Raw genomic sequence first — 22,168 nt, 5'->3', positions numbered from 1 at the left:
CTTTTTTAATTGATGCCTTTTACTGTGAAGTACATTTTCCCATTTGGTGTTACTACTTCAACTCTGTCATCTACTTTCTTACCCAATAGTGCTGCACCAACAGGTGATTCGTTTGAAATAAATCCTTTTACTGGATCACTTTCTGCAGTACCTACGATTTTGTAGTCCAATGTTTCATCAAACTCTTCATCAAAAACTGTTACAGTATTTCCCACTCCTACTACATCAGAGTTTAGGTCAACTTCAATGGTTTTTGCATTTCTAATCATATCTTCGACTTTTGCTATACGACTTTCAACTTCACCTTGTTCGTTTTTGGCTTCATCGTAATCAGCATTTTCTGATAAGTCTCCAAAAGATCTTGCAATTTTGATTTTTTCTGCTATTTCTGGTCTTCTTTTTGTTTTAAGATATTCCAGTTCATCTTCTAGCTTTTCTAGGTACTCTTTTGATAAAATTACTTCTTTATTCTCTGTCATTTTCTTCCTCTAAAACATCCTTATATTCATCTAACAAACTAAATATTTCTTCTTTAGTCTTTAGTGTATTTACTTTTTCTCTAATTTTTGTAGCGTTTGGAAGGCCCTTAATGTACCAGCCTACATGCTTTCTCATTTGATTTACTACTAATCTCTCATCCTTATACAGCAAGGAGAGCTCGTATTGTTCGCGTATTTGATCAACTATCTCAGCTGGACGAACCTTTTGGTAAGAACCATTTTTCAAATAATCTTTGATATACTTAAACAAGAATGGATTTCCCATGGCCCCTCTGGCAAGCATGACTCCATCGGCTTTTGTTTCATCCATTATATTGATAAAATCTTCTACTGTGAAGACATCGCCATTTGCTATTACTGGTATAGACAAATTATCTTTTAATATTCTTATATCTTCCCAGCTAGCCTTGCCTTGGTAATGTTGGTCCCTTGTTCTTGCGTGGAGGATGACATAATCTATGCCATTTGTCTCACACATTTTACCAACTTCTAGGTAATTTTTATGGCTATCATCTACTCCAGTTCTAAACTTTACATTTATTATCTTATCAGTTGATTTTCTCAAAGTTTTTGTTATTTTGTCTACTTGGTCTAGGTCTTTCATCAGAGCAGAACCTTCACCATTTTTAAAGATCTTTGGTGCAGGACAGCCCATATTAAAACTTATTTCTTTTACATTATCCAGTGGATTTATCTTTTCTTTTACTGCCTTTTCAATTCTTTCTAGATCCCTACCAAAAATTTGTATATTGGCATGTTTTTCCTTATCTGAAATAAACATTATCTCGTCAGTTTGTTTATTGTCAAAGGCCATGGCATTTACACTAACCATTTCAGTAAAAGTTTTGTCCGCTCCGTATTTTTCGCAAATAATGCGAAAGGCAACATCCGTTACTCCCGCAAGGGGAGCTAGCATTATTTCTTTATTTCTTGTTTCGCTCATAAATAATTCTTAGACCATCCAGCATCAAATCAGGCTCGATGATATTAATATATTTTGATTCTACAGAAATAAGCTCGGAATATCCACCAGTTGCAATAACATTTATATCATCTTCTACATGATAGTCATTGCGAAGTTCTTTCATAATCTGTTCAACCAGACCATCAATCATTGATATATAACCAAAAACTATACCGGCATTCATACTTTCTGATGTGGTTGTGGCAATTGCACTCTTTGGTTCCCTAAGCTCAATTTTTGGTAATTGGGCAGTTGATCCAAACAAACCATCTTGGGCAATCTTTATGCCCGGTGCTATCGAACCACCAAGGTATGCCCCATCTTCGGTAATAACATCAAAGGTTATAGCTGTACCCATATCTACTATGATAGATGGGCCGCCATACTTACTATAAACAGCAACAGAATCTACAATTCTATCAGCCCCAACTTCTCTTGGAGAGTCATAGTCAATAGTTATACCAGTATCAGTCTTATAATCAACTATCAAGGCCTCTCTGCCAAAAAGTTTCCTGTTGCAAGACTGCCAATTATACATTATATCTGGTACAACTGAAGAAATAATTGTATCTTCAATCTTGTCCTTATCTACATTGTGAACGCCGAACATATTAAAAAGGGTAGCTACCAATTCATCGCTAGTTCGCTTTAAATTTGTAGCCACTCTATACCTAAATAATAATTCATCTTTGTCAAAAACACCGAGAACTGTATTTGTATTTCCTATATCTACTACAAGTAACATCTTTTCTCCTTAGAGTAAATCACTAAAATTTAACTCTAATATAATACGACAAAATCTGATAAAATCAAGCTATTTATTTAGTTTATATTTTCTAATTAGATTATTAATAGCTTCTATATCTTCTTTTTTTACTTTTACAATCTCATTTGAACTTTGGTTATCTTTTTTAACTTGCAAAACAAGGTCAGAACTTTCCTTATCAAAGCCCCATTTTTTAAGCTCTTTGTAATTGTAAAAATTAGAATTTGCTAGTATGCCATTTTCCCCAATATACATCTTGTTTTTAGAATATAGGCCAAATATTAGAGCTAGAACAATCATAACTCCCGCCGTTGCCATACTAGTCTTGTCGTTTAATTTGAATCCTTGGTAAAAATTAATAATGCCTGTAACTAACAAAACTACCAAAAGACCGATTTCTAATTTTGAAATTTCTCTACCAAATTCACCTACCTCACCACTTAATAGTGACTTGTTCTTTTTGGTTTTAAAAATCCTATATGCAAAAAACAAAATAATTGCTACATATAAAATCAAAATAAACATATCCATATTTCCATTCATAATAAAACCTCCTTAAATAAAAAAGGGCCATTAGCCCTAATCTTGCTCTTTTTCATATACAGATCTTTTTAAAACACCTATATATGGGATATTTCTCATTAATTGATTATAGTCCAAACCAAAGCCAACTACAAATTCATTTGGTATTTTAAATCCATACCAGTCAGCCTTGATATCTACCACTCGTCTTTCTGGTTTATCTAGAAGAGTTACAATCTTGATATCCTTAGGATCTCTTTTTGATAGGTTATTTTTTAAGTTTAGGAGAGTGTGGCCGGTATCTATGATATCCTCAACCAAAAGTACACTCTTATCCTTGATATCTGTATCCAAATCTTTTAGTATTTTGACATTGCCAGTTGAAGTTGTTCCCTCATAGGATGAAACCGCCATAAATTCCATAGCCGTGTCTACTTTAACATACTTTGCAAGTTCAGACATAAACATAACAGATCCCTTTAGGATACCAACCATTATCAAAGGCCCTTGGCTGTCTGCATAATATTCGTTTATTGTCTTTGCAAGTTGTTTAATGCGAATATTTATACTATCTTCGTCTATTAAAACTTTTTCTATCATTGAATTTGTATCGCTAATCATTAGTAACCTCTATTCTAACTATTTTTTTTGTCCTCTGATCTATCTTAGCATCTTCTGCTAATCTATAAGAAACTAACCAAATTATCTTCCCATCTGATAAGATAAGGGGAATCCTATCCCTATCTATTTTATCAATTTTTTCATCAATAAAAAAATCTTTTAATTTTTTACTATGTCCAAATCCGAGGGGATTGAACTTATCCCCATTCTTGCGAGTTCTTATCTCTAGGGGAAAGTTTAGTTTATCATAGTCAAAATATCCTATAGTTTTAGCTTTATCTTTAGCCTTATCTACAAGGTCTGCTGATATCATATAGCCATTGAAAGATTTTTCCTCTCCCAAAGATAAATATATTTTTTCATCGGATAATGATTCACTTCTTATCTTTCTTAAATCATATGACTTGTAAGACTTTGAAAATTCCAAATCATCCTTGATGATTTTTTTGCCATTAGAAAGATTTGTTAGATTTATAAAGTCATCAATATTTTGTTTGCTAAAATCCTTAGTTGACCCATTCAAATCCTCAATTGCAGATCTTAATATCCTTGCTTGATAAGGAGATGATAAGCTTTCAAATGAATTTTTATCAAAGCTAATTTGATCATTTGATATACTTTTTATGGTATCCTTACTAATATTTTTTATATTATCATCTATAATTGCCAAATCATTTTTTACTAAATCAGAAAGTGAGAATATACTATCCTTAAGTCTTGGATTGATTTTTTCCATTCTTGGTATTATTTCATTTCTTATATAATTTCTAGTGTAATCATTGGAAAAATTACTTTGATCAAGGGCATAGGGAATGTTATTCTCATTAAGATATGCTAAAATTTCCTTTTTTTCAAAAGTTAAAATAGGTCTTATAATATCTTCAGATCTAAAATCCATACCTCTTAAGCCATCTAGTCCCGTGCCTCTTATCATTCTCATAAGGACGGTTTCTGCTTGATCGTCCTTATTGTGGGCGACAGCAATTATCCCATTATCAAATTCTCCAGCAATTTCCCTAAAAAATTCATACCTAAGTCTTCTGCCTGCATCTTCAGCTGAGATTTTCTTCTCTCTTGCAAAATCATCCATGCTAGCTCTCTTAACTCTCACATCAAGTTTAAGCTTTTTGCCTGTTTCTATGACTAGATTTTCATCATTAATAGCTTCTTTTCTATGTAGGTGATTGAGATGAGCAAGGACTATATTAAGCTTATATTCTTCTTTTATTTGATTTAATAAGTAAATTAAAAACTGACTATCCGGCCCTCCGCTTGCTCCAACTATTATGGTATCGCCAAAATCTATAAGCTTGTGGTAAATTATATTATCTTTAAATCTAGTTAGGATTGTCATTATTGTCTTCGTCGTTTTCTACACTCTCAGGATTAGCATTTTCATCATTAGACTCTCCATCATCGAAATTTTCTTCAGAGTCTTTTTTGACCATGCCAAGTCTTTCTTTGGCTATCTTTTCCTTAAATTCATCTGTATTTCTTATATCGTAGTCATCTTCAAGGCTAGTGATTTCTTCGTCTAGTTCTTGCATCTTCTTTTTATTTGAAGTCATCTCTTGATCAAGTTCTCTAAGCTCAGCATCCATCTTGGAGTTTGTGTAGTAAATGAAGCCAGCAAAAAGCAGGGTCAAGATAAGAATCATAACAAAGAACTTAGTATTTTTAGCCTTCCTTTTTTTTGCATAAGACTTTTTTTTAGCCATCTATTACCTCATACATTTCACTAGCATCAGCCTTTTTGGCTCCATCGATTATATCTTTGACGCGAACTTTTAGATTGCTCTTGCCAAATACGATTTCTATCTCATCACCCTCATTGACAATTGATCCAGCTTTTGCAATATTGCCATTTATACTTACTCTGCCATTTTCGCAAGCCTCTTTTGCTACTTTGCGTCTTTTTATTATTCTTGAATTCTTTAAAAATTTATCTATTCTCATAAGTAAATTTTACTTGATTTACTAATTTTATCCACTTAAAAAGCCCAGGATAACCTGGGCTAAAACTTTACATTTTTTTATAATAGACCGTCTTTATCTGAATCAACTTCTTTAACATCACCTGATTCAACTACATCAAGTTTTTCTTTTCTAACTTCTTCAGAAACTGTTTGATTTTCTGTTACATTTTCTCTGTTAATTTCTACTTCTTCGCTTACATAAGCTTCTTTGTCAACTGTTACTCTTTCTTCATGGATTGGAATTCTGATTTCTTCATCAGTTGAATCGAAGTTATATCCATCAGCAACTTTTTCACCGTCTACTGCGTGACGTTCGATTGTTACTCTTTCTTTTTCTACTGGAACTTCAATCTCTTGAGTTTCAGTTACAACGTGTTTTTTAAGTCCGATTTCACCAGATTGAACTTTTTCTTTGTTTACTCTTAGTCTTTCTTCGTGAAGTTGGATTTTTTCGTTTTTAGAAAGGTCTTCTCTTTCAAGAATGTCTTTATCTATATAATCTTTTCTATTTTCAAAAGCAGCATCGATATATTCAGGATTTTCTAGGTATCCTTCTCTTTCGATAGCTAGTACGTAGTTACCATTTTCAACTGCTCCAATTGCTTCATCAGAGACTGTACTGTCAAAGCCGAAATCACCAAAGTATGCTGGATCTAAATCTTCTCCTGTATAATAAGCATAAACTCCATTATATTCTGGATCCAATACTTCTTTTCTTGCTCTATCTGAGATACCGTAGTATCTGAGAGTGTCATTGTTTTTGATTTCATTTGCAGAAATAACTTCTAGTTCGCTGTCTTTAAATCCTTGTGCTCTAAGTTGGTCGATTCTTGCTAATAGTTCTTCTTCACTTCTGAATGTTTCAAAATTTGCCATTATAATCTCCTTTGGTTATAAGCATACATGGTTGTCATCTTCTATTTAATATATACCCGGGCAATATACTCCTAAACATAAAATAAATGATTTTTAGCAAAATATTTTATTAATCTTCGTAGTTTATTTTACTTTCATCTATAGAAATGACTTCCTTTCTAACAGGTACGCGAATAGTTTCCATCTCTATATATTTTTCACGCCTTATAATTATTTCTTCAACAACCTTTTTTTCTTTTCTTACTATAACCCTCTCTTCATGAAGGGGCATTACAACTTTTTCCCCTCTATTTAGTTTTTCTAAGTATTCATCTTTTATTTTATCCATATCAAAAAAGTCCTTTCCCTAATTCCTTGTATTTATACCCAAGATATATGTCGTATAATATCAGTGGTGATAATATGAACAATATTTTACATATAGATTGTGATGCCTTTTACGCTTCTTGTGAGGAACTTAGGAATCCAAGGCTAAAAAACTTCCCTCTTGCAGTAGGAGGCCTCTCCAACAAATCAATAATAACTACAGCTAATTACAAGGCTAGAGAATATGGCATCCACTCTGCTATGCCAGTTTTTATGGCAAAAGAGCTTTGTCCTGATCTCATATTGCTTAAGGTTGACCATCCTTATTATAGGGAAAAATCAAAGGAAGTCTTTGATATTATTAGAGATTATGCCATAAACTTTGAGCAAGTTTCTATAGATGAGGCTTACCTACAAGTAACTTCCAAAGATCCTTATAAACTAGCAGCAACTATACAAAATGAAGTCTTTGACAAAACTAAGATTAACGTTTCTATAGGGATTTCGTATAATAAATTTTTGGCAAAACTTGCCAGCGATTGGAACAAGCCACATGGGATCAAAGAAATATCAAAAGATGACCTGCCCGATATTCTCCTAGATCTTGATATCAAAAAGGTTCACGGTTTAGGTAGCCATGGAGTAGCAAAACTTAGAAAGATAGGCATTTATACTATCAGAGATTTGATGAAATTGGACCAAGAGTTTCTAATAGGACTCTTTGGCAAGCATGGGACATATATTTATAATGTAATCCGTGGCATAGACGATAGGGAAATTAATCCTACTAGGCAAAGAAAGTCTTTGGGTCGTGAGCGAACTTTTGCAAATAACACTAATGATATAAATATATTAAATGACTATTTGTTAGAAATTTCAGAAAAAATAGAAAGTGATTTGGCTAGTAAAGACTTGCAGGGCAAGACTGTCAATTTAAAGCTTAAAAATGCTGACTTCAAAACTATAACCAGGGCAATAACCCTCCAAGAACCAGTCTACAAAAAAGAAGAGATATATCGAGCAGCAACTGACTTACTCAAAGACTCTTACAAAAATGAATACATTAGACTAATTGGGATCTCAATATCAAAACTTTCAGATAGAAATTCCAACCAACTTAGTTTTTTATAAGAAAAAGAAGTACTAGAAATCACTAATACTTCTTTTTTGTTCTTCTAAAACGACTATTCTAAATCCAAGCTTTCTTGGGTATCTTCTCCATTTTCATCCATATTTTCTTTTAGTTCTGGTGCTAGGGTTGCTCTGATTTTACCTTCAATTTCATTCATTATATCTTGGTTTTCCTCAAGGTATGTTTTTACATTTTCCCTACCTTGGCCTAGTTTCTCGCCATCGTAAGAGAACCATGAACCAGCCTTGTCAACTATGTCCATTTCCACTGCTGTATCTAGGATTACACCAGATTTTGATATACCTGTTCCATACATTATATCAAATTCTACTACTTTAAATGGTGGAGCTACCTTGTTTTTTACTACCTTTACTCTGGTACGAGATCCAATTGAATTGTCCCCTTCAGTGATTGTCTTAATTCTTCTGATATCTAACCTTACAGATGAGTAGAATTTGAGGGCACGACCACCTGTTGTCGTTTCTGGAGATCCAAACATTACCCCAACTTTTTCACGTAGTTGGTTTATAAATACTACTGTTGTGTTTGATTTTGCAATAACACCAGTTAGCCTTCTTAGGGCTTGACTCATAAGTCTTGCCTGTAGGCCAACGTGGCTATCTCCCATTTCACCTTCGATTTCTGCTCTAGGAACTAGGGCTGCTACAGAATCTATTACTATAAGATCTACTGCACCAGAACGAACTAGGGATTCTGCTATATCTAAGCCTTGCTCCCCAGTATCTGGTTGAGAAAGGATAAGATTATCTATATCTACTCCTAGGTTTCTAGCATAGTCTGCATCCATAGCATGCTCTGCGTCTATGAAAGCACACATATTGCCTTGTTTTTGGTCTTCGGCAATCATATGGAGGGCTAGGGTTGTCTTACCAGAAGATTCTGGTCCATAAATTTCTATAACCCTACCTCTTGGTATACCACCTATGCCTAGGGCTATATCAAGGTTTATGGCTCCTGTTGGAATGGCAGAAACAGACACTCTTGGCGCTTCTCCCATCTTCATTATAGAGCCTTTGCCATATTTTTTTTCTATATTTTTAAAGGCTTGATCTAATGCCTTTTGTTTGTTTGCATCCATTTTTATCTCCTAAATATTTTCTAAATCAAGAACTTGTTTATTTTTAACTATATAGTCTACTCCAGAAATCACTGTTAAGGCAACTGCTATATAAAATATATAGATTCCAATATTGTTTAAGACTTCAACATCCAGCAATAGACATACTAGTGCTATCATTTGGCTAGTTGTTTTTGCCTTGCCCCACATACTTGCAGCTATTGTTATGCCTTGGTCTGCAGCAAGAGTCCTGAAGCCTGTAATTATTAGTTCACGGGCAATAATTATTATAACTGCCCATGCAGGTATAATTTGTCCTTCTACTAAAACTATGAAGGCTGCCATAGTGAGTACCTTATCTACAAGTGGATCTACAAATTTACCAAAGTTTGTGATAAGATTGCGGCTTCTAGCCAAGTGACCGTCTAGGGCATCTGTAAGAGAAGCGATTATAAATATAATTGCTGCAATGTTGTTATCTCTGCCCATGAAATAATAAAAGGCTACGAATATTGGTATTAATATCAATCTTAATGTTGTGACCTTATTTGCTATATTCATCCTACTCTCCTTCAAAATAAGATTTATCTACCAAGACTTTACGTGGTTTGCTACCCTCATAGGGGCCTACTATACCCTTTGTTTCTAGCTGGTCTATAATCCTGCCAGCCCTTGCATAACCTATCCTAAGTTTTCTTTGCAAGAGTGAAACTGATGCTGTGTTTTCTTCTATTATGATTCTTGTAGCCTCATCTAAAAGTTCATCTTCATCGTCAATTTCTGCTACCTTTGATTTTTCTTCCACAGTTTCTATGGCCTTTTCATCATAGCTTGCTTGGCTTTCTTTTTTGATGTGTTCAACTACATTTAGTACTTCTTTGTCTGATACAAAGGCTCCTTGAATCCTAAGTGGTCTCATAGAATCACTTGATGCAAATAGCATATCGCCCTTGCCAAGGAGTTTCTCTGCGCCAGCTGTATCAAGAATAGTCCTTGAATCGGTTTGGCTAGTTACAGCAAAAGAAATTCTTGATGGAATATTTGCCTTAATAGTTCCTGTGATGACATCGACTGTTGGTCTTTGAGTTGCTATGACCAAGTGGATTCCACAGGCACGAGATTTTTGTGCAAGGCGCATAATATAATCTTCTACTTCACTAGCCGCAGTCATCATAAGGTCGGCCAACTCATCTATGATTACAACAATATATGGAAGATTTTCCATGGATTCATCTGTTTTAGCTGCCTCTTTGTATCCTTCTATATCTCTGACATGGTACTTTTGAAAGGCCTTATATCTTTTTTCCATCTCAGATATTGCCCAAAAAAGCGATGAACTTGCCTTTTTTGGATCTGTGATAACTGGCATTATAAGATGTGGTATCCCATTATACACAGAAAGTTCTACAACCTTTGGGTCAATCATCAAGAGTTTGACTTCATCTGGAGAGTGCTTGTAAAGAATACTCATAATAATTGTATTGATACAAACAGACTTACCAGAGCCTGTAGCTCCAGATACTAAAAGGTGGGGCATCTTTTCAATTCCAGATACTATTGGGTCACCAGAAATTGACTTACCCATAGCAAAAGGTATTTTGGATTTGGCATTTTGGAAATTAGATGTCGATATAATTTCCTTAAATCCTACTATTTCCTTGCTCTTGTTTGGCACTTCAATACCTACATGGCTTTTGCCTGGAATAGGGGCTAAAATCCTAATCCCACTTGTTGCAAGGGATAAGGCCAGGTCATCAGATAAGTTTAATATTTTGCTTACTTTTACACCCCTTTGTGGTTTTAGCTCATAACAAGTCACAGTAGGCCCTACATCGATTTGGACCACCTTTGACCCTATACCAAAACTTTCAAGGGTTTCTTCTATGGCGAGTGCCTTGTTTTTGATCTCTTTTTCGTCTATAGATCCTGCATTTGTCCTATCTTCTAATAAGTCTATGGTCGGATAATTGTAATTATCAAATTCTTTTTTTATGCCTTCATCCAAGTCTTTCATTTCGATTTGTTTTGACTTGTAGCTTCTTACTTCGACTTCTTCATCCTTGTCGAAATCATAAGCTTTGATAGGAGCCCTTTTTACTACTGTCTCTTCGTCAAAAGCTTGGTCAAAGTCTTCTTTTTCTTTTCTCTCTTCTATATCTTCTATAGGATTCTCATAGACTTTGCTATCATTTGGTAGAGTATCAACACTTATCTCTTCATCCTCATTTCTGGATTCCTTGATTTTTTCATTTTGATCTTTAACAAATGAACTTATCTTATTTGCAATAAAGACTATTAAATTCCTAAGTCTTACGAAAAACTCTCTGTAAGTTAGGGGGCTTATCCCTACCAAAAATAAAAATACCGAGATAATATACAAAATATTTAAGCCCAAAGTTCCAATAAAACTTACCAAGTAATATGCTATGTATCCGCCAAGTATTCCTCCACCAAGACTTGCATGGGCCTTGTTATAATCAATAGTCCATGAAAGATCATATCTTACTAAGTCCTTTGACAAAAATCCAAGTGTTAGCAGAAATACCAAGTACAAGAGCAAGAATTTACCTAAATTTTCTTTGTACTTGTCCCTATAGGCAAAAAGGAAGCTTATAAAAATTATCACAGGCATTATTATTGAAATCTTGCCAAAACTTATTGTAAACCAATTAGTTATGGCATTGCCGAGCTTTCCAGTGTTACTTGATAGGATAAATATAAACAAGAATGCACTAAGTCCCATCATTATCAATGAAAAAATATTAAAATCAAATGACCGAGTGCGTTTTTTATTCTTAGAATTTTTAGGAGGCTTTCTAGTAGATGTCTTTCTTATTCTATTTTGATTTTTACTATTAGCCATAATCTACCTCCCTATAAATTATATCTGAAATGAGCAAAAAAAGAAACCTCAACGGCTTAAATAGAAAAAGCAACCAGCTTATCTAGTTGCTCTTCTTATTTTTCTAACTTTGGCTTAGCTATTATCGTAAGTATTATAAATCCTAGGGAAAAACCAATTAATATAAGGCTATTCTTATTGATAAAGGAATAATCAGCTTTGCTCATGATATCTTTTATATTTGAAACGTAATAAAAGGCTGGGAATATTTTGCCTATTTTGATAGCAAAATCACCTAAAAGTTCTTGGGGAACAAATATTCCTGTAAGAAATGATGATCCCAAGGAAAATACGTTCATTACCCCAGTTATGGTGTTTTCTTTTTTTGCAAGTTTTGAAACAAGGACCGCAAAGCAAACTATGGTTGCTGTAAACAAAAGTGCATTTGCCATCATTTGTCTAACTTGCCTTGAAAATGAAAAATCTTTAAAATATATGTAGTATAAGACTACATAAATTAGCCAAATTCCAAGACCCGATACAATATGTCCCAAGATAAGCTGTAAATCTTGACTAGATTTCTTCATTGGAGAGATGAGATTTCTCTTTTTTGTCATCTCCTTATTGTAAGTAAGATTGATGGTTCCTACTACGAGAATTATCTGGCTCATTATAACATATGCCATCATTTGAAAATAATATGGGCTATCTTTTTTGTAGTTTTTGCTAATAGAATTGACTTTGACATCTATCTCTTTAGCAAAATTATCCTCTGTATTTTTTATAGCCTCACTTGTGGCAAATCCAGCACTTTCAAAAGCTTCTATTTGATTTAAGTAAGAATTTAAATCATTTTTTGCAAATAGAGTGAATGAATCATTATATACTTCTTTAAACTTCAATACTCGATTTTTTTCAAAATTCTTTGGTATATCTATGGCACAGACTATCTCTTCGTAAAATAATTTGTCATCGAGCATATCTTCATCCACATCAACAAGAATGTGATTTTTGTCTATAAAATCAACTACAGCCTTAGAGATTTCAGTATTTGACTCATCTTTTACATAAATAGGTAATTTAGTTGTTGTAAATTTATCAACTGGATCACCGGTTCCAGCAAATATAAACATCAAAACTAAAAATATAATTGTGTAAAGCATCAATGATTTCTTGTGACTTTTTAATATTTTAAAGTAATTTTTAAAGACTATCATATTGCTTACCTCTAGTAAATATAAAAGTTAATAAGATAAGTCCTAGGGTAACTCCCACTAGGCAAATAATGTTATTGTAGTACCTATCTAAGCTTTGGTAATAGTACAAGGAATATATGCCATCACTGATTAAAGCTACTGGATTAATCTTATTTATCAAAGGTGCTTTCTCGGCTATGATTATTTTTATACCAGATACCATCATTCCGGCTAGAAAAGACAATAACAGGGATATACCTATGCCTAGGCCAAGCTTTGTCTCAATGTCAGCCTTGTTGCTTGCTCCGATTACCATACCAAGGCTTACTCCTGTGACCGATCCTATGGCTACTATCAGCAACAATTGGGGGATTCTATTAGAAAAATCCACGCCTAAAACTTTATTAAAAATTAGCATTGTAAATAAGGCAATGAAAAAGTTTAACAAAAATCCTACACTCATAGATGCCAAAAGACTTATTCTTTTATTAAGTGGTGATATGGCATTTCTTTTTGCTATAGTGGTCAAATTTGCTTCATATTGGTAGATTATAGAAAGCCCCCAGGAATAACCATATATGATTTGAAAACCAATTAGTGCATAGAAGAACACCATAGTAGGATCCATATCCTTATTTGGTATATCACTTTCTATATGAGTCTTATCGACAAAAATATTTGAAATATCAGTGTTGGGATTTTTCTCCATTATGGTTCTTACCATATTTTCATTCATGGAATAGTACTTTAGTATGTTTACAAGAATGCTTTCTCTAACCCCATTTTTCTTTAAAAGAACCTTATCTTTTTTTTCTATATAAGCACTTATATCATCTTGATCTAAGATTTTGTTATCTATGGATGCTATTGGGTCAAGTAAGTCTTCCTCTTTCATTTGATCAGTAAAGTTTTTAAAATACTCATCATCAAGCAGGCTTTCATTTACTCCAACTTTAATTGCTTCAAAATTATTGGAATCCTTAACATTACCCAGGGCAAGTTTAAAGAATACTCCCAAAACTAGAGGAAAGATTAGGGCCCAAAAAATCATTACTTTTTGTCGCATAAAGACTTTAAGAGTCTTTTTAAATTCATGAGCAAACATCCTAGTCCCTCAATTCTTTGCCTGTAAGAGACAAAAATACATCGTTAAGACTCGGAGATTGGCTAGTCAAATCATCGTACTCTAAAGAGTTTTGATTAAAGAAATCAATCAAATTTATAAGGTTATTTTTACCATGAGCAAAGTTTAAATGATAGAAACCATCCTTATATTCTATATCTATAAGATGATCCATTGCCTTTATTTTCTCTAAATTATCATCACTTAGCTTATCACTTGCAAATGATACTTTCTCATTTATATCTATCAAATCTTTGAGACTTTCTTTTGTACCCTTGGCTATGACCTGGCCCCTATCAATAATTACTATGTAATCACAGAGCTCTTCTACTTCATCCATATAGTGAGAAGTGTATATTATTGTAGCTCCATCTTGATTTAATTTTTTGATCCCCTCCAAGATATTATTTCTAGATTGAGGATCGACAGCAACTGTCGGTTCATCAAAAATAATGATTTCTGGCTTGTGGGCTATACCACAGGCTATGTTTAGTCTTCTTAAGAGTCCACCAGAAAGCTCTTTTGGTTTAAATTTCAAGAAGTCATTGAGACCAACCAAATCACAAGCCTCTCCTACAAGCTCTTTTCTTTTGTTTTTATCTTTTATGTAGAGGCCACAAAAATAATCAATATTTTCATAGACGCTAAGCTCTTCATAGACACCTACATCTTGAAAAACCACCCCAATTTTTGCCTTTATGTCATAGGATTCCGGGGTCATTTCTTTGCCATAAATCTTAATAGACCCACTATCCTTAGAAAGTAAGGCAAGCATACAATTTATCGTCGTTGACTTACCTGAACCATTTGGGCCCAGCAAACCTAAGATTTCTCCCTTTTTGACATCTAAGTTTAGATTATCGACTGCTTTTAGTTTTTTATAAGACTTTACCAAGCCCCTTACTTCAATAATATTGTCCATAGGATCCTCCTAGGAAAATTATATCATTATTTTTTAATATCTAATAAAATTAACATAAATTTTACTTTATATTAACCAATATTTTACAATTAAAAAATCGGCCTAAGCTCATTGATGTGTACCCATAAAACTGGACACAATATTTAATTAACTAATTGTAGTGGATGCTAACCTATACTTTGTAGGTGGCATCCATTTTGTTTTGGATTGAATTCTCTCGTTATTGTAATAATCAATATATTCCTCTATTGCTCTCGAAAATTCTTCAAAAGAGCTATAGCTCTTTTCATAACCATAATAAATTTCATTTTTTAATCTTCCAAAGAATGTCTCCATAATGGAGTTATCATAGCAATTTCCCTTCCTTGACATTGATTGTCTTATGTCATGTTTTTTAAGCTCATTCACATAGTATTTATGTTGGTATTGCCATCCTTGATCTGAATGTAGTATCAGATTATTTAGTTTCGGAAATTTGTTAAATGCTTTTTCTAACATATTAGATATTTGTTTTAAATTAGGGCGTAAGGATAAGTCATAAGATATTATCTCATTTGTATACATATCAAGTATTGGAGAGATGTAGCATTTACCCCAAGAAAATTTAAATTCTGATACATCAGTGGCCCATTTTTGTAGAGGTCTATCTGCCTTAAAATCTCTATTTATTATATTATCAGCTACTTTACCTACCTTCCCCTTATATGAGTGGTATTTTTCTTTAGACCTTTTTCCGAATAGCTTTAACTCATGCATTATCCTTTGCACTCTTTTATGATTTATGACATAACCTTGATTTACCAACTCCATATATACTCTTCTTACTCCATATCTGCCTTTGTGTAAGTTAAATATTTGGGTTATTTTATCTGCGATATGACTATTCTTATTTTTTATCTTATCAACTTTATTTATTTCAAAATAGTATGTTGACCTTGGCATATCAATAGCTATTAAAAGATATTTTAGTTTGTATCCTTTTTCTTTGAGTTCTTTGACAATCGCTGCTTTTTCGCCTTGAGTTGCGCAGCGTAACGTTCTTCTCTCAAGGCGATCTCTTTTTTTATTATTTCATTTTCTGCCTTTATATATTCATTCTCTGCTCTAAGTCTTATTAGTTCTTCTCTTTCAGATTCATTAAGTTCTTTTACTTTATGGTTATTTTTACTTTTCATACTTGTATTTTTAGATTTACGGCCTTTCTTTTTATTAACAAGACCATTATATCCATAATTTTTATACTTGTTAACCCATGAATAGAGTTGTCCATCATTAATTCCGTATTCAATTGCTACAGACTTTATTGAATTTCCAGCTAATACCTTAGATACCATTTCTAACTTCTCATCAGGTGTCCAATTGATATTATTTCCATGTTTTAAAATTTCTGGTCCATGAAGTTCTTCTAACTTAAACCATATTCTAATTGAATCATGAAAGTTTTTTTCGGTGGTCCCTTCAGGTGTATCAGGCCATTTACCTTCCCTATACAACTGTACACATTCTTTTTTGAATTCATAACTATATTTCATAAAAAACACCCTCCTTACTGGTTTGTCCAGTAAAGAGGGTACATATCACATAGCTTAAAACCGATTATTTTTTTAATTATTGTGGTCTCTTGGATCTTCATCTGCTGGCCAAGCTTCTTGTTTTCTTGGTCTCTCTTTTCTATCTTGTCTTTCTTCCTTTTCATCTCTTTCTGGTTTTGGAAGAAGGGCTTTTCTTGAAAGATTAATTCTACCTTGTTTGTCGATTTCTGTAACTTCTACCTTTACTTCATCTCCAACACTTAGAACATCTTCGACCTTGCCAACACGTTTGTGATCTATTTGAGATATGTGAAGTAGGCCTTCTTTGCCAATAGCAATTTCTACAAAGGCACCAAAGTTCATTATCCTTGTAACTTTGCCAGTGTAAACATCGCCAGCTTTTGGATCTGTTACAATAGATTTGATCATTTCTATGGCACGTTTACCACTTTCACCATCTACTGATGCAACTGTAATGTGTCCATCATCTTCTGTTTCTATAGTTACTCCAGTTTCATCGATGATTTTGTTGATTGTCTTTCCACCAGAACCAATTACATCACGAACCTTTTCTGGGTCTATGTCTATGGTAAATAGTCTTGGTGCAAACTCTGATATGTCTTCACGTGGGTTTTGGATAGTTGATTCTATTAAGTCAAGGATTTGCATCCTAGCTTCTTTGGCATTTGCTAGAGATTCTTCTAGGACTTCTCTTGTGATTCCTGATATTTTCATATCCATTTGTAAAGCTGTGATACCATCACGTGTACCAGCTACCTTAAAGTCCATATCTCCTAAGTGGTCTTCTAGACCTTGGATATCTGTAAGGATTGAAATAGAATCTTCTTCTTTTATAAGACCCATAGCTATACCTGCTACTGGTTTTTTGATTGGAACACCTGCATCCATTAGTGATAGGGTTGAACCACAGATTGATGCTTGAGAACTTGAACCATTTGAAGATAATACTTCAGAAACAACCCTAATTGTATAAGGGAACTCACTTAATTCTGGCAAAACTGGAATAAGTGCACGTTCTGCCAAACGACCGTGTCCTATTTCACGACGGCCAGGAGCTCTTAGTGGTTTGATATCCCCTACTGAAAATGGTGGGAAGTTGTATTGGTGCATGTAGCGTTTTTGGATTTCTTTGCGGTTTAGGCCATCAATGATTTGTACATCTGCTGGTGAACCAAGGGTTACTACAGATAATACTTGTGTTTGACCTCTCTTGAATAAACCTGATCCGTGAACTCTAGGTAGTGTACTAACTTCTGCTGAAAGTGGTCTGATTTCTTTCATTTGACGTCCATCTGGTCTGATCTTATCAATAGAAATCATACGACGAACTTCTTTTTTCATGATATCATCAATGACTCTGTGGATTTCATCTTCACTTTCTGGATAGTCTTCTAGGAATTTTTCTTTGGCTGCTTCTTCTATATTAAAGATAGCTTCTCCACGTTCCATTTTATCAGTTGTTCTGATAGAGCCTTTAATAGCTTCAGAATACTCTGCTATGATTTTTTCTTCTAGCTCAGATGGAACTATTACTTCCACCATATTTTTCTCTTTGCCTATTTCGTCAATTATTGTTTGGATAAAGTCACAAATATGGCCAATCTCTTCATGAGCTATTAGCATTGCTTCAAGCATTTTATCTTCAGTAAGCTCGTTTGCTCCAGCTTCCACCATATTTATAGCATCCTTGCTACCTGCAACTGTAAGCTCAAGCAGTGATTTTTCTCTTTGTGCTTCGTTTGGATTGATGATATATTCTCCATCCACATAGCCTACAGATACTGCTGCAACAGGCCCATTAAATGGTATGTCAGATATGCCAAGGGCAATGCTTGCGCCTATTGTAGATAGGCAGTCTGGCTTGTTATCTTCATCCATAGAAAATACTGTTGCAATGACTTGAACGTCGTTATAGTAGTTTTCAGGGAAAAGTGGTCTTAGTGGTCTATCCATTTGGCGGCTGATAAGGGTTGCTTCATCACTTGCCTTACCTTCTCTTTTTAAGAACCCACCTGGTATTTTCCCTACAGCATATAGCTTTTCTTGGAAATCACAAATTAGAGGAAAAAAGTCTATGCCCTCTCTTGGTTTTTCGCTTGCTACTGCTGTTACTAAAAGGGATGTATCCCCACTTTTTATGTAACATTCTCCGTTGGCTTGTTCTGCAAATTTTCCTATTGTCACATCTAGATCAAAGCCGTGATTTGAACTATACTTGTAATTTTTTTCCATAATTTCTCCCTAAAAAATAAGGCGGGTATAACCCCGCCAATAATTAACCTCTGATTCCTACTCTTTCGATTATTGATCTGTATCTATCAATATCATTATCTTTTAAGTAGTTTAGTAAACCTCTTCTACGTCTAATCATTTTGAAAAGTCCTCTTCTTGATGAGTGATCTTTTGGATTAGCCTTAAGGTGCTCTGTTAAATCTTTAATTCTGTAGCTTAAAATAGCTATTTGTACTTCTGGAGAACCTGTGTCTCCTTCTTCTAATTGGTATTCTTTGATTAGTTCTTGTTTCTTTTCTAATGTTAACATAATTTCCTCCGTTATTATATTTGCCTTAAGCCCGGTAAAAGTCGAGGTTTCAATCACTGAGCCTAGGTACTTTAGCTATTATACCAATAAAAAAAGCATTTGTAAAGATTACAAATACTTATTTTTTATAGTATCGTAGGCCATTTTTTTGTCAGTTTCCATCTGCTCTATAAGCTCTTCAGCACTATTAAATTTGTAGTCTCCTCTGAAAAACTCCAAAAATTCTAAAGAAATCAATTCATCATATATTTCATCTGAGAAATCAAGTATATAAGTTTCGATTTTCCTATCCATATTTTCAAAAGTAGGGTTTTTGCCAATGTTGGTTAGGGCAAAATGAGCTTTACCTTTGACATTAACACGTGTCAGATATACTCCATCTGCCGGTATTACATAGTCGTAATTTAACTTAAGGTTTGCAGTTGGAAAGTTTAAAGTTCTGCCTCTTTTGTAGCCATGGGTCACAAATCCTCTTATTTGATAAGGTCTATCCAAATACTCATTGGCCTTTGCAATTTCAGCTTCTTTTATAAGTTCTCTTATTGTTCCAGAAGATACTTTTTTATCACCATCGTAGATAAAATCAACTACCTTGGTCTTGTAAGAAAATTCTTCTTCATATTTTTTGAGCACATCCACATTTCCAGAAGCATTTTTGCCAAATCTATAGTCTCCACCAACAACGACTACTTTTGTGTTTAACTTTTTATATAAGATATCTCTAATAAATTCTAATGGGGAAAGTGATTTAAATTTGTCGTTAAATTCTAATATACAAAAATCTTCTATACCCATATCTGCAAGCATCTCAATCTTATCATCTATACTTGTAAGATATAGGGATTCCTTAGTTAGAGTTTTCTTGCTATTTTCCTTAAAAAGCAAAACCGAAGGAACTAGATTCATAGATTTTGCCAGGTCAATATTTGTTTGCATTAGTTTTTGATGGCCAATATGGACTCCATCGAAGTTGCCAAGGGAGACTACCTTAGCTTCTACATCAGTAAGTCCTTGGTCAAGGTCTACTACTTTTATATTATTTCTCATAAAATACTTTCTCCATTTTTAGGAAATATCGGTCTTCATTTTTAAAATTTTTTCCTAGTCCTATGAATTGATCTTCTATATAAACTCTTAGCAAATCATCAGAGTATAAAGCATCAAGTCTCATAGTCATGCCATTTGTCGCTTGTTTAAAGTAAGATTTATCAAGCTTTATCTCTTTGTAATCCTTAAGGGCATAATCAACTGGCTTTATATACTTTAAAATTTGATCTTTGTCCATTTCCAGTAAGTCTGCTGAACTTATGGCTTCTTCTATGACAAAATCTCCAACCTTTGACCTAGTGAGCTTATTTACATAGGCAAAAGATCCCAAGGCTTCTCCCAAGTCGTCTATAAGGGTCCTAATATAGGTTCCCTTAGAGCAAGTGATTTTAAAAGTAGCTTTTGGAAAGTCAAAGTCTAGGAGCTTAAAATCATAAATTGTGACTTTTCGAGTCTTTCTTTCAACTTCTATACCCTTTCTAGCCAAGTCATACATCTTACTTCCGTTAATCTTAATAGCTGAATACATAGGTGGGACTTGGGTGATTTGACCCTTGAAGTTTTCCATCTCACTTATAAGTTCATCTTTTGTAAAAGTCTTATCAGATCCTTCCACTACTTGGCCTGACCAATCTAATGTATCGGTGCGAGAGCCAAATATAGCTTCTGTGATGTATTCCTTTTTCTCATCCATAAGAAAATCAGAAACCCTAGTTGCCTTGCCTATTACAATTGGCAAAACTCCTTCTGCTTCAAGGTCTAGGGTTCCAGTGTGACCAACTTTTTTAGTGTTTAAGGCTTTTTTAACAAGGCCTACACATTTGTTAGAAGATATGCCGACTTCTTTGTTTACATTTAATATTCCGCTAATCATTTATACTTTCTAAAATCTTTAAGGCTTTATCTCTTGCTTGGTCTAGGTTATCAGCAAAGATTGTAAATCCACTAGCTCTGATATGGCCTCCGCCACCGTTTTCACGAGCTGTTTTTGATACATCAACATCTTTTGATCTAAGTGATGCCTTGAATTCATTTGGGCCGTATTCTTTGATAATCATAGAAACATCTACACCATCTAAATCTCTTAGTTGGTTTACCACATTTTCTGCATCGCCAATTTGTACTCCATGTTTTTCTACAAGGTCTTTAGATGCTATGGCAAAAACTTTATTGCCAATAAATTCAGCATTTGCAATCATTTCATTTTCAAATTGCATTACTTTGATTGGTTTGGATTGGTATAAATTTCTGTAGATATATTCCATATCAGCACCAGCTGTGGAAAGTTTTCCAGCCGTCACAAAGGTGTTTTCTGTTACATTTGTATACAAAAATCTACCAGTATCTGTGACAATTCCTGTAAATAGTAAGCTTGCTGTAATCTTATCTAGAGGAAGATTTAGTCTATCTATGATTTCATAAATAAGTTCACAAGTGGCAGGTGAATCATCAACTATGATATTTAGGTCAGTTTGGATTCCACCACCTACATGGTGATCAACTACTGCTGTTTTTTTAGAATTTCGAGCTATTGGTAGTGCTGTTCCAATTCTTTCCATCTCAGATGCATCGAGGACGAAAAATAGGTCATAAGAATCTCTGTGATCTTTTGAATAATATTCTAAGTCAGGTAAGAATTTCAAATAATCATCTATCTCATCATGGCCTATAACATCGACATCCTTGCCATAATTTCTGAGGGCCCTTGCAAAGCCAAGGGTAGATCCCAGATTATCTCCATCTGGGTCCACATGAGAAGCTATGGCTATAGTTTCTGCCTCATCTATAAAGCACATTAATTTGTCTAATTTTTCTTTGCTAATTTTCATCTTCTATATGAGACCTTTCATCTTTTTCTATTGTTTCTTTGATGAGCTTATCCATGTATGCACCATATTCTATAGATTCGTCAAGTTTGAACCTAAATTCTGGCATAGATCTAAGGCTCATCCTGTCCCCTATTAGGACTTTGATATATCCTTTGGCTTGGTTAAGAGCATCTATAACATCATCTTTTTTGCTAGTATCTCCTAGAACAGAGATGTAGCAATCAGCAAAGGATAGGTCATTTGTTACCCTAACTTCTATCACAGAAACAGCAGCGGTATCAGCTAGCCTAGGGTCGTTTAAGTCATCTCTGATGATTTTTGACAATTCCTTTTGGACTTCTGCACCTATTCTTTCTGTTCTTATTTTTTTCAT

The 22,168-nt window shown here is 34.0% G+C and carries 25 protein-coding genes; 1 reads left to right on the top strand and 24 read right to left on the bottom strand.

The features are described from left to right. Positions 1-5 precede the first annotated feature (5 nt). The 10 genes from greA to QNH69_RS05360 all read right to left on the bottom strand — a co-directional run bounded on the left by greA (position 6) and on the right by QNH69_RS05360 (position 6,553). On the bottom strand, positions 6-479 hold the full coding sequence (gene greA, locus QNH69_RS05405) for a transcription elongation factor GreA (protein ID WP_044565470.1): 474 nt from the start codon (positions 477-479) through the stop codon (positions 6-8). Beyond that, the gene (dusB, locus tag QNH69_RS05400; protein WP_282929544.1) at positions 466-1,443 is read right to left on the bottom strand and encodes a tRNA dihydrouridine synthase DusB; all 978 of its coding nucleotides are present in this window, start codon (positions 1,441-1,443) and stop codon (positions 466-468) included. Before dusB ends, greA begins: the two co-directional genes overlap by 14 nt. Beyond that, on the bottom strand, positions 1,424-2,209 hold the full coding sequence (locus tag QNH69_RS05395) for a type III pantothenate kinase (RefSeq protein WP_044565468.1): 786 nt from the start codon (positions 2,207-2,209) through the stop codon (positions 1,424-1,426). The genes dusB and QNH69_RS05395 overlap by 20 nt, the downstream gene beginning before the upstream one ends. A 69-nt stretch (positions 2,210-2,278) precedes the next feature. Next, positions 2,279-2,773 carry a DUF5673 domain-containing protein gene (locus QNH69_RS05390; protein WP_282929543.1) on the bottom strand — a complete coding sequence of 165 codons (495 nt, stop codon included), beginning with the start codon at positions 2,771-2,773 and terminating at the stop codon, positions 2,279-2,281. Between the two features lie 36 nt (positions 2,774-2,809). Then, entirely contained in the window at positions 2,810-3,373 is a 564-nt protein-coding gene (hpt, locus tag QNH69_RS05385) for a hypoxanthine phosphoribosyltransferase (RefSeq protein ID WP_282929542.1), read from the bottom strand. After that, a complete protein-coding gene (gene tilS / locus QNH69_RS05380; RefSeq protein WP_282929541.1) occupies positions 3,366-4,727 on the bottom strand; it encodes a tRNA lysidine(34) synthetase TilS in 1,362 nt (453 codons plus the stop codon). The genes hpt and tilS overlap by 8 nt, the downstream gene beginning before the upstream one ends. Continuing rightward, positions 4,711-5,091 (bottom strand): septum formation initiator family protein, encoded by a 381-nt coding sequence (locus QNH69_RS05375; RefSeq protein WP_282929540.1) that lies wholly within the window; start codon positions 5,089-5,091, stop codon positions 4,711-4,713. The genes tilS and QNH69_RS05375 overlap by 17 nt, the downstream gene beginning before the upstream one ends. Then, a complete protein-coding gene (locus tag QNH69_RS05370) occupies positions 5,084-5,329 on the bottom strand; it encodes an RNA-binding S4 domain-containing protein (RefSeq protein ID WP_282929539.1) in 246 nt (81 codons plus the stop codon). Before QNH69_RS05370 ends, QNH69_RS05375 begins: the two co-directional genes overlap by 8 nt. Before the next feature lie 77 nt (positions 5,330-5,406). Then, positions 5,407-6,225, bottom strand: coding sequence for a YsnF/AvaK domain-containing protein (locus tag QNH69_RS05365; protein WP_282929538.1), 819 nt, complete (start codon positions 6,223-6,225; stop codon positions 5,407-5,409). Between the two features lie 109 nt (positions 6,226-6,334). Next, on the bottom strand, positions 6,335-6,553 hold the full coding sequence (locus QNH69_RS05360; RefSeq protein ID WP_282929537.1) for a DUF2382 domain-containing protein: 219 nt from the start codon (positions 6,551-6,553) through the stop codon (positions 6,335-6,337). A 74-nt stretch (positions 6,554-6,627) separates the two neighbouring features. Between QNH69_RS05360 and QNH69_RS05355 the strand changes: the two genes are divergently transcribed. Continuing rightward, on the top strand, positions 6,628-7,662 hold the full coding sequence (locus tag QNH69_RS05355; protein ID WP_282929536.1) for a DNA polymerase IV: 1,035 nt from the start codon (positions 6,628-6,630) through the stop codon (positions 7,660-7,662). A 53-nt stretch (positions 7,663-7,715) separates the two neighbouring features. Here the strand turns inward: QNH69_RS05355 and recA are convergent, their stop codons facing one another. From recA to rbfA, 14 genes are all read right to left on the bottom strand, one after another. Beyond that, positions 7,716-8,762 carry a recombinase RecA gene (recA, locus tag QNH69_RS05350; RefSeq protein ID WP_282929535.1) on the bottom strand — a complete coding sequence of 349 codons (1,047 nt, stop codon included), beginning with the start codon at positions 8,760-8,762 and terminating at the stop codon, positions 7,716-7,718. Positions 8,763-8,771: 9 nt separating this feature from the next. Next, on the bottom strand, positions 8,772-9,302 hold the full coding sequence (pgsA, locus tag QNH69_RS05345) for a CDP-diacylglycerol--glycerol-3-phosphate 3-phosphatidyltransferase (RefSeq protein ID WP_282929534.1): 531 nt from the start codon (positions 9,300-9,302) through the stop codon (positions 8,772-8,774). A 1-nt stretch (position 9,303) separates the two neighbouring features. Next, positions 9,304-11,604: a DNA translocase FtsK gene (locus tag QNH69_RS05340; RefSeq protein WP_282929533.1), complete on the bottom strand. Its 2,301-nt coding sequence runs from the start codon at positions 11,602-11,604 to the stop codon at positions 9,304-9,306. A gap of 95 nt (positions 11,605-11,699) precedes the next feature. Then, positions 11,700-12,800 carry an ABC transporter permease gene (locus QNH69_RS05335; protein ID WP_282929532.1) on the bottom strand — a complete coding sequence of 367 codons (1,101 nt, stop codon included), beginning with the start codon at positions 12,798-12,800 and terminating at the stop codon, positions 11,700-11,702. Next, on the bottom strand, positions 12,787-13,845 hold the full coding sequence (locus QNH69_RS05330) for an ABC transporter permease (RefSeq protein WP_282929531.1): 1,059 nt from the start codon (positions 13,843-13,845) through the stop codon (positions 12,787-12,789). The genes QNH69_RS05335 and QNH69_RS05330 overlap by 14 nt, the downstream gene beginning before the upstream one ends. Positions 13,846-13,885: 40 nt before the next feature. Next, entirely contained in the window at positions 13,886-14,824 is a 939-nt protein-coding gene (locus tag QNH69_RS05325; RefSeq protein WP_282929530.1) for an ABC transporter ATP-binding protein, read from the bottom strand. A gap of 147 nt (positions 14,825-14,971) precedes the next feature. Next, positions 14,972-15,826, bottom strand: coding sequence for an IS3 family transposase (locus tag QNH69_RS05320; RefSeq protein WP_282930181.1), 855 nt, complete (start codon positions 15,824-15,826; stop codon positions 14,972-14,974). Further along, positions 15,790-16,356, bottom strand: coding sequence for a helix-turn-helix domain-containing protein (locus tag QNH69_RS05315; RefSeq protein WP_282928976.1), 567 nt, complete (start codon positions 16,354-16,356; stop codon positions 15,790-15,792). Before QNH69_RS05315 ends, QNH69_RS05320 begins: the two co-directional genes overlap by 37 nt. Before the next feature lie 72 nt (positions 16,357-16,428). Then, positions 16,429-18,609, bottom strand: coding sequence for a polyribonucleotide nucleotidyltransferase (gene pnp / locus QNH69_RS05310; RefSeq protein ID WP_282929529.1), 2,181 nt, complete (start codon positions 18,607-18,609; stop codon positions 16,429-16,431). Between the two features lie 43 nt (positions 18,610-18,652). Beyond that, positions 18,653-18,919, bottom strand: a complete 267-nt coding sequence (gene rpsO, locus QNH69_RS05305; protein WP_282929528.1) for a 30S ribosomal protein S15 — start codon at positions 18,917-18,919, stop codon at positions 18,653-18,655. Between the two features lie 108 nt (positions 18,920-19,027). Next, positions 19,028-19,966, bottom strand: a complete 939-nt coding sequence (locus QNH69_RS05300) for a bifunctional riboflavin kinase/FAD synthetase (protein ID WP_282929527.1) — start codon at positions 19,964-19,966, stop codon at positions 19,028-19,030. After that, positions 19,956-20,840, bottom strand: a complete 885-nt coding sequence (truB, locus tag QNH69_RS05295) for a tRNA pseudouridine(55) synthase TruB (RefSeq protein ID WP_282929526.1) — start codon at positions 20,838-20,840, stop codon at positions 19,956-19,958. Before truB ends, QNH69_RS05300 begins: the two co-directional genes overlap by 11 nt. Next, complete coding sequence (locus QNH69_RS05290; RefSeq protein WP_282929525.1) at positions 20,833-21,795, bottom strand: bifunctional oligoribonuclease/PAP phosphatase NrnA; 963 nt, start codon at positions 21,793-21,795, stop codon at positions 20,833-20,835. The genes truB and QNH69_RS05290 overlap by 8 nt, the downstream gene beginning before the upstream one ends. Next, on the bottom strand, positions 21,785-22,168 hold the full coding sequence (gene rbfA, locus QNH69_RS05285) for a 30S ribosome-binding factor RbfA (protein ID WP_282929524.1): 384 nt from the start codon (positions 22,166-22,168) through the stop codon (positions 21,785-21,787). Before rbfA ends, QNH69_RS05290 begins: the two co-directional genes overlap by 11 nt.

The organism is Anaerococcus sp. Marseille-Q7828 (genome assembly GCF_949769285.1).
Lineage (GTDB): Bacteria > Bacillota > Clostridia > Tissierellales > Peptoniphilaceae > Anaerococcus.
This window is presented reverse-complemented; position numbering and strand designations above follow the sequence as displayed.

Coding starts and splice junctions, on each gene's coding strand:
- recA (WP_282929535.1), bottom strand. CDS start 8,762: ATGGATGCAAACAAACAAAAGGCATTAGATCAAGCCTTTAAAAATATA.
- greA (WP_044565470.1), bottom strand. CDS start 479: ATGACAGAGAATAAAGAAGTAATTTTATCAAAAGAGTACCTAGAAAAG.
- rpsO (WP_282929528.1), bottom strand. CDS start 18,919: ATGTTAACATTAGAAAAGAAACAAGAACTAATCAAAGAATACCAATTA.
- QNH69_RS05390 (WP_282929543.1), bottom strand. CDS start 2,773: ATGAATGGAAATATGGATATGTTTATTTTGATTTTATATGTAGCAATT.
- pgsA (WP_282929534.1), bottom strand. CDS start 9,302: ATGAATATAGCAAATAAGGTCACAACATTAAGATTGATATTAATACCA.
- QNH69_RS05290 (WP_282929525.1), bottom strand. CDS start 21,795: ATGAAAATTAGCAAAGAAAAATTAGACAAATTAATGTGCTTTATAGAT.
- pnp (WP_282929529.1), bottom strand. CDS start 18,609: ATGGAAAAAAATTACAAGTATAGTTCAAATCACGGCTTTGATCTAGAT.
- rbfA (WP_282929524.1), bottom strand. CDS start 22,168: ATGAAAAAAATAAGAACAGAAAGAATAGGTGCAGAAGTCCAAAAGGAA.
- truB (WP_282929526.1), bottom strand. CDS start 20,840: ATGATTAGCGGAATATTAAATGTAAACAAAGAAGTCGGCATATCTTCT.
- QNH69_RS05340 (WP_282929533.1), bottom strand. CDS start 11,604: ATGGCTAATAGTAAAAATCAAAATAGAATAAGAAAGACATCTACTAGA.
- QNH69_RS05315 (WP_282928976.1), bottom strand. CDS start 16,356: ATGAAATATAGTTATGAATTCAAAAAAGAATGTGTACAGTTGTATAGG.
- tilS (WP_282929541.1), bottom strand. CDS start 4,727: ATGACAATCCTAACTAGATTTAAAGATAATATAATTTACCACAAGCTT.
- QNH69_RS05360 (WP_282929537.1), bottom strand. CDS start 6,553: ATGGATAAAATAAAAGATGAATACTTAGAAAAACTAAATAGAGGGGAA.
- QNH69_RS05370 (WP_282929539.1), bottom strand. CDS start 5,329: ATGAGAATAGATAAATTTTTAAAGAATTCAAGAATAATAAAAAGACGC.
- QNH69_RS05365 (WP_282929538.1), bottom strand. CDS start 6,225: ATGGCAAATTTTGAAACATTCAGAAGTGAAGAAGAACTATTAGCAAGA.
- QNH69_RS05395 (WP_044565468.1), bottom strand. CDS start 2,209: ATGTTACTTGTAGTAGATATAGGAAATACAAATACAGTTCTCGGTGTT.
- QNH69_RS05330 (WP_282929531.1), bottom strand. CDS start 13,845: ATGCGACAAAAAGTAATGATTTTTTGGGCCCTAATCTTTCCTCTAGTT.
- QNH69_RS05355 (WP_282929536.1), top strand. CDS start 6,628: ATGAACAATATTTTACATATAGATTGTGATGCCTTTTACGCTTCTTGT.
- QNH69_RS05300 (WP_282929527.1), bottom strand. CDS start 19,966: ATGAGAAATAATATAAAAGTAGTAGACCTTGACCAAGGACTTACTGAT.
- QNH69_RS05375 (WP_282929540.1), bottom strand. CDS start 5,091: ATGGCTAAAAAAAAGTCTTATGCAAAAAAAAGGAAGGCTAAAAATACT.
- QNH69_RS05325 (WP_282929530.1), bottom strand. CDS start 14,824: ATGGACAATATTATTGAAGTAAGGGGCTTGGTAAAGTCTTATAAAAAA.
- hpt (WP_282929542.1), bottom strand. CDS start 3,373: ATGATTAGCGATACAAATTCAATGATAGAAAAAGTTTTAATAGACGAA.
- dusB (WP_282929544.1), bottom strand. CDS start 1,443: ATGAGCGAAACAAGAAATAAAGAAATAATGCTAGCTCCCCTTGCGGGA.
- QNH69_RS05335 (WP_282929532.1), bottom strand. CDS start 12,800: ATGATAGTCTTTAAAAATTACTTTAAAATATTAAAAAGTCACAAGAAA.